Source organism: Ruegeria sp. HKCCD8929, from assembly GCF_013031405.1.
Lineage (GTDB): Bacteria > Pseudomonadota > Alphaproteobacteria > Rhodobacterales > Rhodobacteraceae > Ruegeria.
The window spans coordinates 49014-66729 of sequence record NZ_WPZY01000002.1 but is presented as its reverse complement, the minus strand read 5'-3'; the positions used below and the strand labels follow the sequence as shown (position 1 = coordinate 66729).

The window sequence follows — 17716 nt, the reverse complement described above, 5'->3', positions numbered from 1 at the left end:
GCTGCCACTCTACGCGCAACCGGGCCGCTGACCAGACCGGACGGGAATTCTGCGACAATCCTCGCCGCTCACGGATGAAACAGTGTCCCGACCGCATAGGCGATGGCCGCGGCCGCTCCACCGATCGCCAGCGTCTCGCCGCCGGACCGCCACCAAGGCGCCAGCGACCAGCGGCTTTTCAGCGCGCCGATGGCAAAGAACACGCTCGCCGTCATCCAGGCCGAGACCGCAAAGGCCCCGTCGAGCCCCGCCAGAAACGGAAGCAAGGGGATCATGCCCGCGATCAGAAAGGCCAGAAAAGTCGCCGTCGCAGCTTTCATCGGATGCGGATCGACACTGCCCAGCCCATATTCGCCCTCAAGCATCAAACCGATCCAGTTCTCACGATTGGCGGTGATCGCATCGGTCGCTTCCTCCAGAACCGGGCCCGAGAGCCCCTTCTGCGCCAAGATCTCGCGCACCTCGCGCCGCTCGCCCTCGGGATAGAGCGCGATGTGGCGTTCCTCGATGGCACGGATGCGGCGGATATTGTCCAGCTCGGCCTTGGTGCCCGAATAGTTCCCCGCCGCCATGGAAAACCCGTCGGCCAGCACATTGGCCAGCCCCAGCGCCACGATGACAAAGGGCGACAGCCCCGCGCCCGCTACGCCCGCGACAATGGCAAAGGTTGTGACCGAGCCGTCGATGCCGCCATAGACCACGTCGCGCAGCACTCCGCGCCCGGGCGGGGCGTTGATCCTGCGGGCGACCTCCTGCTGGCTGTGGCCGTGATCGGTCATGGCTGGACCCTCCTGCATCCGATCCTGCGCGATGCGGCGGGCGGCGGCCTTGCGTCAGATCAACCCTTCGAGAACAGCCCGGCCAGCGCCCGTTTCACCATGCCCCGTGTCGACGGTTTGTGGCGTTTCGAGAATGGCAGCGGGCGGCACACTTCCATCGCCGCCACGCCGACCCGCGCGCTGAGCGCGCCGTTGACCAGCCCCTCGCCAAAGCGGCGGGACAGTTTGCTCAGGATCGAGCCGCCCAGAACCGGCTCCAGCAGGTCATCGCCAACCGCCACGGCGCCGGTCGCCACCAGATGCACGAACACCGCCCGGGTCAGGCGCCAGCTGCCCAAGACCCCGGCCCGCCCGCCATAGATTTCCGCCACCCGCCGGATCATCCGCAGCGAGGCCGTCAGCGCCGTCACCACATCCGCCAGCGCCAGCGGCACCAGTGCGGTGACGGTGGCCACCTGCCGTGCCGCCGCCTCGACCTCGCGGCTGGCGGCAGCGTCGAGCGGCGCCAGCAGTTCATCCTCGGCCAGCGCCAGAAGGGCGGCGGCATCGAATTGCTCGCCCGCCCGCTCGGCCAGCCGCTCACGGCCCCAGCGGGTCTCATCCCGGCCCTTGTAGAAGGCGGTCAACCGGTCGGTGACGGCACGCGCCTGCGCCAGATCCTCAGCGGCCAGCGCCTCATCCGCCGCCCGCCGCAACCCGTCCACGCGCGACAGGCGGGCCACGGCGGCAATCTCGCGCAGGGCGATGATCAGAGCGACCAGCACCAAGGCACCGATCAGGCCGGTGACGGTCCACCCCAGGATTGGCGATCGCGCAACCAGCGCTGTGGCGAAGTCCCACGCCGCGACCGAGACCGCCGCCCCGACCACTGCCAGCGCCAGCCCCCAGAACCACTTGGCCAACGCCGATGGCCGGTGCGTGACAACCCGCGCCGCGGCCTGCATCGCCTGTCCCTGCGGCTGCGCCACATCGGGCACCGGCGGCGCCTCGGCCACGCTTTCGGCTGGCAGGTCATCGTCTTCGAGGTCGATCAGAACCGGGCCCTTGGCCATCCTCAGTCCTCCTTGCGCCAGACATAGGCAATGTCGGGCAGATTTTCTTCGTTACTCGTCCCGTCACCCCGGGCAACCTCCCGGAACCCTTCGCGCAGATAGAAGCGCCGCGCGCCGGTATTGGCGGCAAAGGTATGCAGGCGGAGGAGGTCACGCCCGGCCTTGGCCTCGTCCAACAGGCGTTTGCCGATCCCGCGCCCCTGCGCCGGGCCGGCCAGATACAGCGCGCAGACATGTTCGCCGTCGCGCGCCAGAAACCCGGCGACACCCGTGCCATTCTCGGCCACTGTCACCCATCCCCGGTCGATCATCGTGCCGCAAAAGGCGATGGTCTCGGCCCGCGAATAGAGCTTGGGCATCCAGTCGTTGTCGCGAGTGAAGGCGTACAGGATCTCCCCGGTGGCACCGGCATCCAGACTGCGGGCGGGGCGCAACAAGACGTTCACAGCCGGTCTCCGATCAGAAACTGGGTGGCCCGGTCCAGCCGGATATGCGGCGGGCCATCGCCGGGGGCGAGAGTCAGGGACGCAGGCGCAAAGGCCATGAAACCGTAATCTGCATCCAGCCACCCCTCCGCCCCGTTCCGCGCAGGCCCGAGCAGCTGCGACGGGTCCTCGGGCAGGGTGCCGGGATAAAAAGCCGCCTGTTTGCCGCTCTCCAACAGGCTGCCCCGGACGCAGGGCAGGTCCTGCCCGTCATGGGCACGCATCTCTTCGGTCGTGGCGCGCAAAGCCGCCAGCGACAGCGCCGCCGTTTCCGCCCCGGCAAAACGGGCCCGGTCGCGGGCCTCACGGGTCAACGCCTCCATGATCGCGGTCAGGCGGGGGTGCTGCAGGTGGTGCAGATGATCGGCCTTGGTAGCGGCAAACAGGATCTTCTCGACCCGCTTGCCCAGCAACAACTGGCTCAGCCAGGCATTCCGCCCCGGTCGGAACGCCGCGAGAATATCGGCCATCGCCCGGCGCATATCCTCGACCGCCTTCGGCCCCTTGTGGATCGCGCCCAGCGCATCCACCAGCACCACCTGCCGGTCGATGCGCGAGAAGTGGTCACGGAAGAACGGCTTGACGACGCGCGACTTATAGGCCTCGAACCGCCGCTCCATCTCGCGATGCAGCGAGCGGCGGCGCGAGGGCGCCTCGACCGGGATCGGCGCAAAGGTCAGCGCGGGCGACCCGGCCAGATCGCCGGGCAGCAGGAACCGGCCCGGGGTGCAGTCGTAATAACCCTGCGCCCGCGCGGCTTTCAGGTAGGCGGCAAAACTCTTCGCCAGATCCTGCGCCTGCGCCTCGTCATGTGCGGATGTCGGGTCCACTTCACGAACCCGTCCCATGAACGCCTGCGCGGTCTCGCGCCCGGCGATCCGCCCAAGCACCTCTTTCGACCAGTCATCATAGCTCTTGTCGAGCAAGGCCAGATCCAGCAGCCACTCGCCCGGATAATCCACGATGTCCAGATGCACCGTGCGCGGCCCCTGTAACCCGCTCAGCAGGCCCGAGGGCCGCACCCTGAGCGACAGGCGCAACTCCGAGACCGCGCGGGTGCTGTCGGGCCAGTGTGGCGCGGTGCCGGTCAGCGCCCCCAGATGCGCCTCGTAATCGAAACGCGGCACGGTATCGTCGGGCTGGGGCTGCAGATAAGCGACCTCGATCCGCCCCTCCTGCGCCGCAACCAGTCCGGGCATCCGCCCGCGGTCGAGCAGATTGGCCACCAGCGAGGTTATGAACACCGTCTTGCCGGATCGCGCCAGACCGGTGACGCCAAGGCGGATCACGGGTTCAAAGAGTGCCCCGGAAATCGTGTCGCCCACGCTTTCGGCGCTGCGCACCAATGTGTCGGCGATGGAGGATATGACCAAACTGCTGCCCCTGATTGTTTGCAACAAGATAGGCAGCGGCCAAGGAACTTGCCAGCCTCCACGCACCTGATGCGCCAGCCCCGGCTTTTTGCGAGGCTCTGCCTCGCGCTCCGGGATATTTGTGAACAGAAGAAGCAAGGGGCGCCCTGCCCTTCTTCTTCTGTTTAATAAATATCCCGGGGGAGTCGCGGCTTGCCGCGGCGGGGGCAGCGCCCCCTTCCAGCGCTGGACTTGCAGGCAGCCACGCGATACCAGCGCCGCCATGCCACGTTATGCATTGAAAGTCGAATATCAGGGGGCGCCCTTTGCGGGCTGGCAGCGGCAGAAGGAACTGCCGTCGGTTCAGGGCGCCATCGAGGATGCGCTGGCGCGTCTCGAACCCGGGCCCCACACAATCGCGGCGGCCGGGCGGACCGATGCAGGCGTGCATGCGCTGGGTCAGGTGGCCCATTGCAATCTGGCCAGGGACTGGGACCCATTCCGCCTGTCCGAGGCGCTGAATTATCACCTGAAACCGCAGCCGGTGGCCATCGTCGCGGCAGCGCAGGTCGCCGAGGACTGGCACGCGCGGTTTTCGGCGGTCGAGCGTCAATACCTGTTCCGCATCCTGATGCGCAGGGCGCCCGCGACGCATGATCAGGGACAGGTCTGGCGGATCAGTCACCGGCTGGACGCGGCAGCGATGCAGGAGGCCGCCGACAGGCTGATCGGGCGGCATGATTTCACCACCTTCCGCTCGTCGATCTGTCAAGCCGCCAGCCCGGTCAAGACGCTGGACGAGTTGCGGGTGGAAGAGATGGCGGGCTTTTCCGGCCCCGAGATCCATTTCCACGTCCGCGCGCGGTCCTTCCTGCACAATCAGGTGCGCAGCTTTGTCGGCACGCTTGAACGGGTCGGCGCAGGCGCCTGGACGCCGGGCGACGTCCGGGACGCACTGGAAGCGGCGGATCGCGCCGCCTGCGGTCCTGTCTGCCCACCGCAAGGCCTCTATCTGGCACAGGTGGGGTATCCGGAGCCGGTTTTCGACTATAGCACTTCGCAAAATACCAGAATCACCTAACGCTGCCTGAAATCAAAGATTTCAACGCGTTAGGTGACGCTTAGTTCATCAAGTTTTTCGCGAAGTGCTTTAAAGCGCCCGCAGCAATAGCCCCGTTGCAATGACCGCAATCAACAGCCCGGCCACAAGCTCGATCGCCGGGGCCAGAATGACCGCATAGCGCGCCGCCGGGGCCGAGGCAAACAGCCCGCCCCGCAGCCCCAGAGACGTCCACCCCACCAGCGTGGTGACGGTTGCGGTGCCCAGCGCCATCGCAAAGGCGCCCGCGACCCCGATCAGGGCGATCCCCATCTGCCAGGTGAGGATCAACACGAACAGGGCCCCGGTACAGGGCCGCGCCGCGATGCTGGCGATCAGCACGACAGCCTCGCGCAACGAGCTTACCCGCGCAACATCCTCCGACGCCGGCCCATGGGCGTGCCCACAGCTTGAGCAGGCCTCGGCATGATCGGGGCTATCGGTCCGCGCTGCGAACCCACGCAGCGCCCGGACCATCAGCCAGATGCCGATGGCCGCGATTGCCCCATAGCTGACCGGCGCCATCACCTGCTCGGTTGTCTCCACCAGCCGGGCGCGGGACAGCTCAAAGATCAGAACACCCGCATAAACCAGCACCACCGCCGTTACCGCCTGGCCGAGGCTCGACAGCAGGCTGATCAGCGTCAGGCGCAGAAACGGCACCCGCCGCCCCAGCCCGTAACCACCGATCAGCACCTTGCCATGGCCCGGCCCGATGGCGTGAAAGAACCCATAGGCGAAACAGACCGACAGCAGCAGCGCCACCGCCTCGGGCTGCCCGGCCCGGACCGCACGCAGGGCGCGGGCGATCTGGTTCTGAAACTCCCGCTGCTCGCCTGCGGCCCAAACCGCCAGTTGATCGAACCCGCCGCTGGCCCACAGCCACAGCAGCAGAGTAAAAGCCAAAGCAACCGGAACGATCAGGAACCGGGACATGAAATGCGGATCTCGGTGGCGAATTCGGCGCCGATCAGGGGAATGTCGTTCTCTTCCAGATCGGCATTGGCGTCGATGGTCAGCAGAAACGCCTGCATCTCGGCCAGACGCGCGTCGATATCCGGCTCGATCCGTTCCAGCGCGCAGGATACCGGCCCCGACACGACGACCGGGCGGGCGACCTCATAGGCCGTGTAAAAGCTTGCGTCATAGGCCTTGACCGACAGGTCGCTGGCGATGACCGGCTCTGCCGTCACCTCCCGCAGATGCGTCGTCACGATCCGACCCTGTTCGACGGTGGCGGTCGGCTCCTGCGGGCCTGAAAGCGGCACGCGCAGACCCTCATTCGTGACCACCAGGTCGCCGTCATAACCCTCGATCCACTGTGCGTCAAACCCGGCGAGAGCATTTGCCTCTTCCCCGGTCAGAACCCCATCGCCGTCCTTGTCGAGCCCCATGTCTTCGAGGATCAGCAGAGAGTAAAACTCGTCATAGGCCCAGGTCACCCGAACATGGGTCAGCCGGGCCTCATCGTCGAAGATCAACTCGAACCCGGTGTCGATGAAGACATGCGGATGGGCCATGGCCGAGAGGGGCAGGCAGCAGGTCGCGAGGATGGGCAAGATGCGCATGGGGTGAAGATAAGCCGCGCGATCCGGATCGGCAATCGCAACCGGAGTATTGGCCGCAGAAACCCGCCGGTCACGGGGCGCTTGCGCCGGGCCCACCTAACGATTGAGCGGATGCAGAACCAGCGTCTGAAGCGCGGTGGCCACCGGCCCTTGGGTGTCATGCAGGATCGATTGCGACATCCCCACCCCGGTGCCGTGCCAATGCGACAGCGATTCCGACGCCAGCCAGTCGCTTTCCGGCTCACGATGCACCTGCAGCGTCAGGTCGGTGTTCATGAAGCCCAGCCGCGTGGGCGGCTCGTTCCACGAGATCCCGTTGCCGCAATCGGCCAGCGCGCACATCGACTGGATCGGCGACGGCACCTCATCGGCCAGCAGGGGCGGCACCCGCATCCAGATGGTCTTGGGGCCCGGTTTCAGCTCCTGCCCCTTGGGATATGCCATCTCGATGAAACTCCCGAAGGCCGGTTTGTCATGCAGGCTGCCGATCAGCAGCGGATCGCCCGGCTCGGCATCCTCGAACCGCAGAGGCGTCACCGGCGCGGTCGGCACATCACCCAGCTCCTTGCGGGTCAGATGCATCGAGGTTGCGGCGATGCATAAGGTCCCGTCGAGGTCATGCACCTCAACCTTCGTGGTGGCCAGCGTCCGGGTGTTGCGGACGGTTTCGGAGCTGACCCGAAGCCCGGCCAGGGGCAGCGGGCGCAGCACATCCAGCGTCAGCCGGGTCAGCATCTTGTCCGGGCCGACGGCGGCCTCAGCCGCGCGTGCAACAAGGCCGGTCACCGGCCCGGCATGGCAATGATCCACAGACCACGGGCCGCGCGCCGGATCGTTGCCCAGAAACAGCCCGTCCCGGGTTTCGGTGAAATAGGCCAGCCCGGTCATGCGCCTCAGACCTTCTCCTGTGTGTGTTTCTTCAACTCGACCCGGGCCACCTGCCGGCGGTGCACCGCATCGGGCCCATCGGCCAGCCGCAACGTGCGCACATGGGTCCAGGCGATGGCCAGCGGCGTGTCCTGACTGACGCCCTGCCCACCGAACATCTGCACCGCCTCGTCGATGACCTTCAGCGCCACCCGCGGCGCCACCACCTTGATCTGGCTGATCCAGGGTGCTGCTGCCCGCGCATCGCCCTGATCCATGTACCACGCCGCCTTGAGGCACAGCAGGCGGGCCATCTCGATCTCCATCCGGCACTCGGCGATGATGTCGTAATTGGCGCCCAGCTGCGCCAGCTTCTTGCCGAACGCCTCGCGCTGCATCGCGCGTTTGCACATCCGCTCCAGCGCGATCTCGGCCTGACCGATGGCGCGCATGCAGTGGTGGATACGCCCCGGCCCCAGACGGCCCTGCGCGATCTCGAACCCGCGCCCCTCGCCCAGCAGGATGTATTCGGCGGGCACGCGCACGTCCGTAAACCGGATATGCATGTGCCCGTGCGGGGCGTCGTCGTGGCCGTAAACCTCCATCGGGCGCAGCACCTCGATACCGGGCGTATCGGCAGGCACCACGATCATCGACTGCCGCTTGTGCTTGGGCAGCTCCTCGCCGCCCGTCTTGACCATCACGATATAGACCTTGCAGCGCGGATCGCCCGCGCCCGAGGACCACCATTTCTCGCCATTCAGAACATACTCATCCCCGTCCCGCACGCAGGACATCGAGATATTGGTGGCGTCCGAGCTGGCCACATCCGGTTCGGTCATCAGATAGGCTGAGCGGATCTCACCCTCCAACAGCGGCTTCAGCCACTCGTCCTTCATCTTCTCCGAGCCATAACGCTCGAACACCTCCATGTTGCCGGTATCGGGCGCCGAGCAGTTGAACACCTCGGCCCCCAGCGGCGTCTTGCCCATCTCTTCGGCGAAATAGGCGTATTCGACCGTCGTCAGACCGAACCCCTTGTCGCTATCGGTCAGCCAGAAATTCCACAGCCCCTGTGACTTGGCCTTGGCCTTCAGCCCCTCCAATATCTCCGCCTGCCGCTCGGTATACTGCCAGCGGTCGCCCTTGCCGATCTCGGCCTGATATTCCTCCTCCAGCGGCATGACCTCATCCCGCACCATCGCGGCCACCCGGTCGAGCAGTTTGCGGTTCTCGTCCCGCATTCCGAAAGTCAAGTTCATGAAAACGCCTCCCTTGCCCGCCGAACAGGGCTTTACCTTGGGCAAAAGGATGACTTAGCTGCGCCGGTAAAGTCCAGTTGCGTGACGGAACGTAACGCAGGGAATATGAGGGAGGGTTCAATGGCATTGCTGATCGATGGCGGGCTGTCGGGATGGATGACCGACGCAGAGATTGCCGATCAGGTGCGGGCACAACTGCCCGGGGCGGATGTGCGCACGCCGGATACGCTTGGCAACGCGGATGAGATCACCATGGTCGCGGTGGTCACGCTGCGCGACGGCCAGCCTGCGAAGCTGCCGAACCTGCAACTGGTGCAAAAGCTGGGGGCAGGCGTCGAGACCATCGTGAAGCATCCGGCCCTGCCCGACCATGTCCGGGTCGCGCGGCTGAAACCCGATGCCCCGGCGCGCGAGATTGCCGAGTGGTTCCTCGCCTACATCCTGCGCGCCCACCGCAACATGCCGGTTCACGAGACCGAACAGGCGAAATCAACCTGGACCCCGGTCGAACCGCGCTATACCCCCGACACCGTGGTCGGCGTTCTGGGGCTGGGCCATATCGGCGGCCGTACTGCGCGGATGCTGCGGGATATCGGGTTGCAGGTAAAGGGGTGGAGCCGCACGCCAAAGGAGATCGACGGCGTCGACTGCCGCCACGGTTACGACAGCCTGCCGGACCTGCTGGGCGAATGCGATCATGTCTGCGCGATCCTGCCGTCCACCCCGGAAACCGTGGGCCTGTTCAACGCGGACCTGCTCTCGTCCATGAAACCGGGCAGCCAGTTGCTGAACGCGGGCCGCGGCGACCTGATCGACGAAACGGCACTGATGCAGGCGCTCGATGCCGGGACACCGGGCCATGCGGTGCTCGACGTGGTCAGCCAGGAGCCGCTGCCCGCCGACAACCCGCTCTGGTCGCACCCGCGTGTCACCATCACCCCGCATGTTTCGGGCTGGCATCTGGGCGACGCGCTTAATGACGTGGCCGAGAACTACCGCCGGCTGACCGCAGGCGAGCCGCTGCTGCACGAGGTCGACCGCGCACGCGGGTACTGATCCCTCAGCTCAGGTGACGGCCAAAGAAGTCCATCGTCCGGGCCCAGGCGAGTTCCGCCGCCGCCGCGTCATAGCGGGGCGTGGTGTCGTTGTGGAACCCGTGGTTCACCTCGGGATAGAAATGCACCGAGAACGCTTTCCGGTTTGCCTTCAGCGCCTCGGAATAGGCGGGCCAGCCCGCATTGATGCGGTCGTCCAGCCCGGCATAGTGGATCATCAGCGGCGCCTCGATTGACGGCACATCCTCGGCCACCGGCTGCCGGCCATAGAACGGTACCGAACCCGCGAGATCGGGATAGGCGACCGCCAGTGCGTTGCAGACCCCGCCGCCATAGCAGAACCCGACCGCACCGACCTTGCCCGTCGACCCGTCATGGTCGCGCAGGAATTCGAAAGCGGCAAAGAAATCCTCCATCAGCTTGCCGCCATCCAGCGTTTTCTGCATCGCGCGGCCTTCATCGTCGGTGCCGGGATACCCGCCCAGCGGCGTCAGCCCGTCCGGCCCAAGGGCCAGATACCCGGCCTTGGCGCAGCGGCGGACAACGTCCTCGATATAAGGGTTCAGCCCCCGGTTCTCGTGCACCACGAGTATGGCGGGCAGCGGTCCGGTCTGCCCCGCAGGCCGGGCCAGCAGCCCCTTGATCTGTCCATGCCCGTTCGGGCTGTCGAACTCGGCGATTTCCGTTTCGATTTCGGGGTCGTCCGGCGCCACCTGCTGGGCCAGCGCATAATCGGGCTGCAACTGCTCCAGCAGCATCGCCCCCGTCACCCCGGCAGCGGCATACCGCCCTGCCTGCGTGATGAATTCCCGTTTGGACAATGTTCCATGCACATAGCCGTCAAAGATTTCCAGAATGCGCTGGTCAAAGTCGCTCGCCGATTTCCGGCGCTCGGTGCGAGGATTCCCGTCCATGGTCAATCTCCCTGTTGCCCGTCAATTCTACCACGGGACGGCCGGAAACAGGGTAAATAATGCGGGAAGCAGGGGCGGCGGTCACTCAATGCCGCCCGCCCGAAAACGGCAGGCCGCCGCCATGCCCGGCGGCCGCTTCATCAAAACTCAGCCGATGAAATCGTTGTACCCGGCCTCGTCCATATAGTCGTCCATCTGCGACAGGTCCGAGGCCTTGACCTTGAAGAACCACGCATCCCCCGTCGGGTCGTCATTGACCATGCCCGGGTTGTCGACCAACACCTCGTTCACCTCGACGATCTCTCCGTCGAGCGGCGCCAGAATGTCCGAGGCCGCCTTGACCGACTCGATCACCACGATCTCGTCATCCTTGCTGACCTCGTCGCCCACATCCGGCAGTTCCACGAACACCACATCGCCCAATTGCTCGGCAGCATGCGCGGTGATCCCCACCGTCACCACATCGCCATCGGCCACCAGCCATTCGTGTTCCTCGGTATATTTCATGTCCCTCTTCCCCTTGGACTTCGCATTGATCTTATGTGTTCAGCGGCGGCGGGCCACACGTTCCGGTTCCGTCCCCCGTACCGCAGGCTCAGGGCGTCAGCACCCAATTGCCGCTGGCATCCCGGCACCGGCGGGTGCGCACCTGGTTCGAGGTGTCGGCCCCCTTGGGCAGGATAAAATGCTGAAGATGGGCACAATTGTCCCGCATCTCGCGCACCCGCACCGTGCCCTTGGCACCGGTCGCCTCGTTCTGCCACTCCACCTCCTGGCCCGCGCTCGGCGCCCCGTCGGCAAACAGCGAATTCGAGGCCGCGTTCACCAGCTCGAAATCCGCCGGGCTCAACCCCATTTCCGCGATGATTCGCGACAACGGCTTGGCCTCGGCCACAACAGCGGCCCCGGCCAGTGCCGACGCCGCCAAAACCGCAGTGATCAACCTTTTCATGACTGCCTCACCCATCTGAAATCCATTTACCGACAAGGTTATACTGCCTGCCCCGGCTTATCCAAGCCCCGCACAGCAATCTTCAAATTATCCCGAACAAACCTATCCGGGCCTCGCCGCTAGGACCGCCCCGCCTTTGCCCCCATAGTGCCCGGGAAACGACAAGAGGCACCCGATGGCACATCCGACCTATTTCGCGCCCACCGGCGGGCACCCGGGGCAGGACCAACTGCTGACCGACCGCGCCATGTTTACCGAGGCCTACGCGGTGATCCCCAAAGGCACCATGCGCGACATCGTGACCAGCGCCCTGCCCTTCTGGAAAGGAACGCGGCTCTGGGTGCTGTCGCGCCCGCTCAGCGGATTTGCCGAGACGTTTTCGCAATACATCATGGAGGTGCAGCCCGGCGGCGGCAGCGACCGCCCCGAGACCGACCCCGCGGCCGAAGGCGTGCTGTTCGTGGTCGAGGGCGCGGTGACCCTGACCCTTGGCGGTGCGGACCATGTGCTGGAACCCGGCGGCTACGCCTATATCCCGGCGGGCAGCGACTGGAGCCTGCACAACCGCGCCGGTCCCGTGGCCCGCTTCCACTGGATCCGCAAGGCTTATGAGGCCGTGCCCGGCCTGCCCGCCCCCGACCCGATCATCACCAACGAGCGCGACGTCGCCCCCATCCCGATGCCCGGCACCGAGGGCCGCTGGGCCACCACCCGTTTTGCCGACCCCGAAGACCTGCGCCACGACATGCATGTCAACATCGTCACCTTCGAACCCGGCGGCGTGATCCCCTTTGCCGAAACCCACGTGATGGAACACGGGCTCTACGTGCTCGAAGGCAAGGCCGTCTACCGCCTCAACCAGGACTGGGTCGAGGTCGAGGCCGGCGACTACATGTGGCTCCGCGCCTTCTGCCCGCAAGCCTGCTACGCAGGCGGACCGGGCCGGTTCCGCTACCTGCTCTACAAGGACGTGAACCGCCATATGCCGCTGTCGCTGGCGGGGCGGTGAACAGGCGCCCCAAGCTGCGGTGCGCTGATTTGGGCGTTCAACCAGAGCCGACTTTGGGAAACCTCGAACCCTTGATAGGACAAGCTATGGAGATCAAGGATCCAGACGAAAAGGCAGAGGCCCGAGCGGTCGGGATCTGGCTTGCCCGGGGTTTTGTCCTCACGCTGATTGGAGGTATTCTTTGGGCCTTTCCAATTGGAAATCAGTGGGTTCGGTTTCTGGCAGCGACCGTGGCAGTCGTCCTCACCATCCTTGCGTTTTCACTCGCAAGCCTGTCCGCAACAGTAACCAGAAACATCGTTGGAAGACTTCTCAAACTTCACGCGCACCCTCGTTTAGTGCTCGGTATGGGGTTGGCGATCCTTGCCTGTTACATAGCTCTTATGATTGCGGTTTTTCTCTTTGGGACGTCCCTGTTCCCGGTCACCCCGTAATTCAACTCAAGGCTCACAGAGACGCCGTGAGCGCTACGGTGGCATTCAAGCTAACGGATCGGAGGGGACGCCGACATCTGTTCACCTGGATCGATTGCGGCCTGCGCTTCTCTCGTAAGAACCGGCATCAACCGGGAACTCCAATCAGCAGATCGTCACTTCGCGACGAGATACGAAAGAACGCCGTTTGAATCCCTGACCAAAGCATTGCCGTTTTCGCTCGACACGTCTTCGCTTTGCCAGATGACGGACCCGTCCATCTCTCGCACCCGGTGCAGCGCGTCGGAGAGTTGCTCAACGCGGATGCTGGGGATCCATGACGCGTTCTGATCGGATTGACATTCGACCGCGGATCGAAACCCAACCTGCAGTCCCGCACGGCGGATCGACTGGGTGGCTTTGTCCGGGCGATCCGACGGCAGGATGCCCCAATCGAACAGGGTGCGATAAAACTCCTCGGGATATTCGCCCACCCGCACGTGATAGGCTTCGGGGCCAAACTGCCTTGTCGGCGCAGGAAAGCCGTGCCGGGACAGGGAAATACCGACAAGAGCTCCGTTCGGATCGCGCAGGAGGCAGTTGCGCCCCACACCCGGAACCTCGAACGGGGCTTTCTCGACAATGCCACCCAGGCCAACGGCAATCTCGGCAGCTGAATCGACATCCTGCACTTCGACATAAGGAATCCAGCCGAGGAATTGCGCGCTATCGGTCGGCACGAATCCGGCCCCGGCCTCATCACCGCAAAGAGCCAGAATGAAATCTCTCTCACCTCCGCCCCAGGCGAAATCCGTTGCGTGTTCGATCACGTAGTGCCAGCCGGCAACCCTTTCATAGAATGATCGGGACCGGAGCGGATTGTCGGTGAACAGATCGTGCCAAACGATCCGGCCTGTCTTGTCTGAGGTCATCGCGTTTTCCCAAGGAACGCAGGATGGCTAGCGTTCATCCGCTTTGCGTTCGTTGACCTGGGTCAATGATATCGGACACGGCGGAACGCGGCGGCCTCCCGCTCCCAGGAAAGCCGCCCGACATGGGCGCCCCACGTCAGTGACGCGGTACCCAACCGCTCACCGCTAGTCCTGCATCCACGGCAGGCCCTCCGCCTTCCATCCGCTGATCTTGCCACGATGGCCGCTCTCGTCTTTCTCACCCTCGAACCCGCTGCGAATATTGGTGCAATGCAGGTTTATCCCACGAGACTGCATCTGCCGCGAGAACTCCTGCGCCGCCATGAATGACCGATCACCGGTGCGGCACAGAAAGAAAAAGCGTTCGGGCATTTCCCCGATAAGCATTTCTTCCAGATCGGATAGAAACCCGAGGTTCGGGGCCATCTGCGGCCAGATCTTCCACTCCACACACAAAAGGCGGCGGTCGATCGAGGTCAGATCCGGCTTGCCGGAAAAGGACCATTCAGGCCGCGAACGGACGTCGACGACCACGGCGCTGCCTTGCGTTTTCAACCCGGCCCACGCCTCTCGCGGGGATACTTCATCAACAACACTGTTTTGAATTCCAAGCTTCGAAGACATTCCAGACTCCACCACTAATCTGCATTGCGCCTCGACATAGAGGGGGTATTCTGACCTACAAGCGACCTCACCTAACGGCTCCCGCCAACGTGATCACCCCGATAGGTCGAGCACTTTTTGTGCAACTTGACCAAATGAATTGAATTGCGGCCCCGAAAGTCGTCGGAGCCGCAGATTTCTTACCAAAAACATATTCGGATCAGCACGTTATTCGGTGATCACCGATACTAATAAACCAGAAGGCAATCCGCATTGCGCTTCTTGAAATCAGAATATCTGCTCTCCCAAACACGTACGAATAAAATGAAATTGAGGTCACGTTTTTGTCTTTGAATAATTCCATGAGGGTCGGTGTTCCATCTCCTTGCCGCCTGAGCTGTTCCGTCACACCGCCAAGGCGCCCTTCGGAACACACCTGCCTGCCGGGGCTTCTCAGACACCCCTTAATTTGCTCAAATCACACCAATGGTTCGAGTCATTCGGGAAGTCACATTATGAAAACACGTAACGCATTTGCGGCACTGGCCGCCGTAACCGTCATCGCCATGCTCGGGGCAACCGTCGCCGCCGCGCAGGATCAGACCCGCACGGTTCACGTCCTCAGCCGCACCTGGGCGGTGACGCAGGTTTCCGAGGAACCGGTGATCTACCGCGCCACGCGCGACCGCAACAACCTCAACCCGTATGGGCCCCCGGCACGTCTGCGCACCACGCAGGCCATCGCCGCCATCCAAAAGGCCACCGGCTGCCGGGTGATCCGGTCCAGCATGTATCAGAACATCTCGGGCCAGTTCTTCTCGCAGGTCAGCTGCGGCTAACGCGGGCGGGAAACGGGCATTGAGGTCCCCCATCCCTCCTGCCATAGCTTGGCCCATGAAACTCGCGATCAACGGATTCGGCCGCATCGGCCGCACGATCCTGCGGCAGCTTCTGGCCCTGCCGCAGGGCTCGGATGTCGAGCTGGTGCAGATCAACGACATCGCCCCGCTCGAAACCTGCGCCTATCTGTTCAAATACGACAGCACCTTTGGCCCTTATCCGGGCACGGTTCAGGCCGGGGACGAGGCGCTGGAAATCAATGGCCACACCATCCCGATGACCCACAGCCCCGACATGACCCGCGTGGATCTGTCCGGGATTGACGTGCTGCTCGACTGCACCGGCATCGCACGCAGCTCGGATGTGGCCAGCCGGGGCCTGACGGCGGGGGCGAGCAAGGTGCTGATCTCCGGGCCTTCTCCAGCGGCTGAGGTGACCATCGTGCTGGGCGCCAACGAGGATCAGCTGGGCAATGCCCGCATCGTCTCGAACGCGTCCTGCACCACCAATGGGCTGGCGCCGCTGGTCAAGGTGATCGACGGGATCGCGGGCATCGCCTCGGCCCACATGACCACGATCCACTGCTACACCAACAGCCAGCCGATGGTGGACGCCCCGCGCGGCGATCTCGCCCGCTCACGCGCGGGCGCGCTGTCGATGGTGCCGACCACCTCCAGCGCCACCCACCTGATCGACACGGTGCTGCCGCATCTGGCAGGCCGCATCTCCGGCGCCGCCGTGCGGGTGCCGACCGCCAGCGTGTCGGCGGTGGACCTGATCGTGCACCTGGACCGGAGCATGAGCGCCGAGAGCTTCGACGCAGCACTCCGCGACGCGGTAACCGCCTCGCCGGTTCTCGGCTGGACCGATCAACCGCTGGTCTCCTCCGACCTGCGCACCCGGCCTGAGTCGCTGGTCATAGCCGGGCCGGAAACCCGCATGGTGGGCGAGAATCAGGTGCGGGTCTTCGGCTGGTACGACAACGAATGGGGCTTCTCGGCCCGCATGCTCGACGTCGCCCGCCTGATGGCACCGGACGTCTGAGGCGCTACCGCCCCGGCAAACTGCCCGAACCGTGACCGGCCATGCCGCCCGAAACCTCCTCGGTCGACTCGTCCGCCAACTCCTCGGGCAGGACCAGGTTCAGCACGATGGCGATCAGTGCCGCAGGCAACAGACCGCTGGTCATCAGGATGCGCACCGTGTCCGGCAGATGCTGCACCGCGCCGGGTTCAAGCTGCAGACCCAGACCGATGGAGAGCGAAATGGCGAAGATCACCATATTGCGACGGTTCCAATTCACGTCCGACAGCATCGAGATACCGGCAGCCACCACCATGCCGAACATCACGATCACGCCGCCACCCAGCACCTCGATGGGCACCGTGCGGATGATCGCGCCCACCTTGGGCACCAGCCCGCACAGGATCAGGAACAGCGCACCGCAGGTCACCACATGGCGGCTCATCACCCCGGTCATGGCGATCAGGCCGACATTCTGGCTGAACGAGGTATTCGGAAACGCCCCGAACAGGCCGGCAACAGCCGAGCCCAGACCATCGGCATAGGTCGCGCCCGCGATCTCGGTATCGGTGGCCTCGCGCCCCGCGCCACCCTTGGTGATGCCCGAGACATCGCCCACGGTCTCGACCGCCGACACAAACGCCATCAGGCAGAACCCGATCACTGCCGCAGCCGAGAACTCGAACCCGTATTTGAACGGCACCGGCAGGGCAAAGGCAGCGGCCCGGCCCCAGCTACTGCCGATGGCCTCAAAGGTCACCATGCCCACCATCAGCGCGTAGACATACCCGACCACCAGCCCGATCAGCACCGCCGATACCGACAACATTCCCTTGGTGAAGAATTTCAGCCCCAGTGTCGCCAGCACCACCACCAGCGCCGCCGACCAGTTGAGCAATGAGCCATATTCCGGCGTCCCGATGGCAGGCACGCCGCCTGCGGCATACTGAATACCCACCTTGACCAGCGCCAGACCGATCATGGTGACAACCAGCCCGGTCACCAGCGGTGGCAGCGCGAAACGGATCTTGCCGATCACCGCGCCGAGGCAGGCGTGAAACAGCCCGCCAATGATGACACCGCCGAACAGCGCGCCCAGCGCATCGACGCCCTTGCCCGCAACCAGCGGGATCATGATCGGCAAAAAGGCAAAGCTCGTCCCCTGCACGATGGGCAGCGCGGCACCCACCGGCCCCACCGTGATGGTCTGCAACAGCGTGGCGACACCGGCAAACAGCATCGACATCTGGATCAGATACAAAAGCTCCGGGAAATCCGGCGAGTTCGAGCCGAACCCGAACCCGGCGGCCCCGGCCACGATGATGGCGGGCGTCACGTTGGAAACGAACATCGCCAGCACGTGCTGGATGCCCAGCGGCACCGCCTTGTGCAGCGCAGGCGTGTAATTCGGATCGCGGAGCTGCTCCGGCGTTCCTATCGAAGTGTCGGCCATGATCTCACTGTCCTCCCTGTTGGATCTCATGGGGTTCTTGCCGCTTCTTGCCCGGCGG

20 protein-coding genes are annotated in these 17716 nt (G+C 64.6%); 6 read left to right on the top strand and 14 right to left on the bottom strand.

What is annotated here, in order from left to right:
• Positions 1–68: 68 nt before the first annotated feature.
• From GOX53_RS02925 to GOX53_RS02910, 4 genes are read right to left on the bottom strand one after another with little or no spacing between them, the layout of a single operon-like run.
• The gene (locus GOX53_RS02925) at positions 69–779 is read right to left on the bottom strand and encodes a VIT1/CCC1 transporter family protein (RefSeq protein WP_171173513.1); all 711 of its coding nucleotides are present in this window, start codon (positions 777–779) and stop codon (positions 69–71) included.
• Between the two features lie 59 nt (positions 780–838).
• A complete protein-coding gene (locus GOX53_RS02920; protein WP_171173512.1) occupies positions 839–1831 on the bottom strand; it encodes a YcjF family protein in 993 nt (330 codons plus the stop codon).
• A gap of 2 nt (positions 1832–1833) precedes the next feature.
• Positions 1834–2277, bottom strand: coding sequence for a GNAT family N-acetyltransferase (locus tag GOX53_RS02915; RefSeq protein ID WP_171173511.1), 444 nt, complete (start codon positions 2275–2277; stop codon positions 1834–1836).
• Positions 2274–3689, bottom strand: coding sequence for a YcjX family protein (locus GOX53_RS02910; protein WP_171173510.1), 1416 nt, complete (start codon positions 3687–3689; stop codon positions 2274–2276). Before GOX53_RS02910 ends, GOX53_RS02915 begins: the two co-directional genes overlap by 4 nt.
• Positions 3690–3951: 262 nt before the next feature.
• Between GOX53_RS02910 and truA the strand changes: the two genes are divergently transcribed.
• Positions 3952–4749 carry a tRNA pseudouridine(38-40) synthase TruA gene (gene truA / locus GOX53_RS02905; RefSeq protein WP_171173509.1) on the top strand — a complete coding sequence of 266 codons (798 nt, stop codon included), beginning with the start codon at positions 3952–3954 and terminating at the stop codon, positions 4747–4749.
• A 69-nt stretch (positions 4750–4818) separates the two neighbouring features.
• On the opposite strand, the gene GOX53_RS02900 is transcribed toward truA, so the two are convergent.
• From GOX53_RS02900 to GOX53_RS02885, 4 genes are all read right to left on the bottom strand, one after another.
• The gene (locus GOX53_RS02900) at positions 4819–5703 is read right to left on the bottom strand and encodes a nickel/cobalt transporter (RefSeq protein ID WP_171173508.1); all 885 of its coding nucleotides are present in this window, start codon (positions 5701–5703) and stop codon (positions 4819–4821) included.
• Positions 5688–6335 carry a DUF1007 family protein gene (locus GOX53_RS02895; RefSeq protein WP_171173507.1) on the bottom strand — a complete coding sequence of 216 codons (648 nt, stop codon included), beginning with the start codon at positions 6333–6335 and terminating at the stop codon, positions 5688–5690. The genes GOX53_RS02900 and GOX53_RS02895 overlap by 16 nt, the downstream gene beginning before the upstream one ends.
• A 96-nt stretch (positions 6336–6431) precedes the next feature.
• The gene (locus GOX53_RS02890; RefSeq protein WP_171173506.1) at positions 6432–7223 is read right to left on the bottom strand and encodes a thioesterase family protein; all 792 of its coding nucleotides are present in this window, start codon (positions 7221–7223) and stop codon (positions 6432–6434) included.
• Between the two features lie 5 nt (positions 7224–7228).
• On the bottom strand, positions 7229–8464 hold the full coding sequence (locus GOX53_RS02885) for an acyl-CoA dehydrogenase family protein (protein ID WP_171173505.1): 1236 nt from the start codon (positions 8462–8464) through the stop codon (positions 7229–7231).
• Between the two features lie 120 nt (positions 8465–8584).
• Between GOX53_RS02885 and GOX53_RS02880 the strand changes: the two genes are divergently transcribed.
• The gene (locus GOX53_RS02880) at positions 8585–9520 is read left to right on the top strand and encodes a glyoxylate/hydroxypyruvate reductase A (protein WP_171173504.1); all 936 of its coding nucleotides are present in this window, start codon (positions 8585–8587) and stop codon (positions 9518–9520) included.
• 4 nt (positions 9521–9524) lie between these two features.
• On the opposite strand, the gene yghX is transcribed toward GOX53_RS02880, so the two are convergent.
• From yghX to GOX53_RS02865, 3 genes are all read right to left on the bottom strand, one after another.
• Positions 9525–10433, bottom strand: coding sequence for a YghX family hydrolase (yghX, locus tag GOX53_RS02875; RefSeq protein ID WP_171173503.1), 909 nt, complete (start codon positions 10431–10433; stop codon positions 9525–9527).
• A gap of 147 nt (positions 10434–10580) precedes the next feature.
• Entirely contained in the window at positions 10581–10940 is a 360-nt protein-coding gene (gcvH, locus tag GOX53_RS02870) for a glycine cleavage system protein GcvH (protein WP_171173502.1), read from the bottom strand.
• Between the two features lie 88 nt (positions 10941–11028).
• Positions 11029–11385 carry a hypothetical protein gene (locus GOX53_RS02865; protein ID WP_171173501.1) on the bottom strand — a complete coding sequence of 119 codons (357 nt, stop codon included), beginning with the start codon at positions 11383–11385 and terminating at the stop codon, positions 11029–11031.
• Between the two features lie 175 nt (positions 11386–11560).
• Here GOX53_RS02865 and GOX53_RS02860 point away from each other — a divergent pair, with 175 nt between their 5' ends.
• Together GOX53_RS02860 and GOX53_RS02855 are read left to right on the top strand one after the other, a co-directional pair.
• Entirely contained in the window at positions 11561–12394 is an 834-nt protein-coding gene (locus GOX53_RS02860; RefSeq protein WP_171173500.1) for a bifunctional allantoicase/(S)-ureidoglycine aminohydrolase, read from the top strand.
• Positions 12395–12480: 86 nt separating this feature from the next.
• On the top strand, positions 12481–12828 hold the full coding sequence (locus GOX53_RS02855) for a hypothetical protein (protein ID WP_171173499.1): 348 nt from the start codon (positions 12481–12483) through the stop codon (positions 12826–12828).
• Positions 12829–12983: 155 nt separating this feature from the next.
• On the opposite strand, the gene GOX53_RS02850 is transcribed toward GOX53_RS02855, so the two are convergent.
• The gene (locus tag GOX53_RS02850; RefSeq protein ID WP_171173498.1) at positions 12984–13739 is read right to left on the bottom strand and encodes a VOC family protein; all 756 of its coding nucleotides are present in this window, start codon (positions 13737–13739) and stop codon (positions 12984–12986) included.
• A gap of 165 nt (positions 13740–13904) precedes the next feature.
• A complete protein-coding gene (locus GOX53_RS02845; protein ID WP_171173497.1) occupies positions 13905–14363 on the bottom strand; it encodes a rhodanese-like domain-containing protein in 459 nt (152 codons plus the stop codon).
• Between the two features lie 494 nt (positions 14364–14857).
• Here GOX53_RS02845 and GOX53_RS02840 point away from each other — a divergent pair, with 494 nt between their 5' ends.
• A complete protein-coding gene (locus GOX53_RS02840) occupies positions 14858–15181 on the top strand; it encodes a hypothetical protein (RefSeq protein ID WP_254446443.1) in 324 nt (107 codons plus the stop codon).
• Positions 15182–15236: 55 nt separating this feature from the next.
• Positions 15237–16226: a type I glyceraldehyde-3-phosphate dehydrogenase gene (locus GOX53_RS02835; protein ID WP_171173496.1), complete on the top strand. Its 990-nt coding sequence runs from the start codon at positions 15237–15239 to the stop codon at positions 16224–16226.
• 4 nt (positions 16227–16230) lie between these two features.
• On the opposite strand, the gene GOX53_RS02830 is transcribed toward GOX53_RS02835, so the two are convergent.
• Positions 16231–17658 carry a nucleobase:cation symporter-2 family protein gene (locus GOX53_RS02830; RefSeq protein WP_171173495.1) on the bottom strand — a complete coding sequence of 476 codons (1428 nt, stop codon included), beginning with the start codon at positions 17656–17658 and terminating at the stop codon, positions 16231–16233.
• Positions 17659–17716 lie beyond the last annotated feature (58 nt).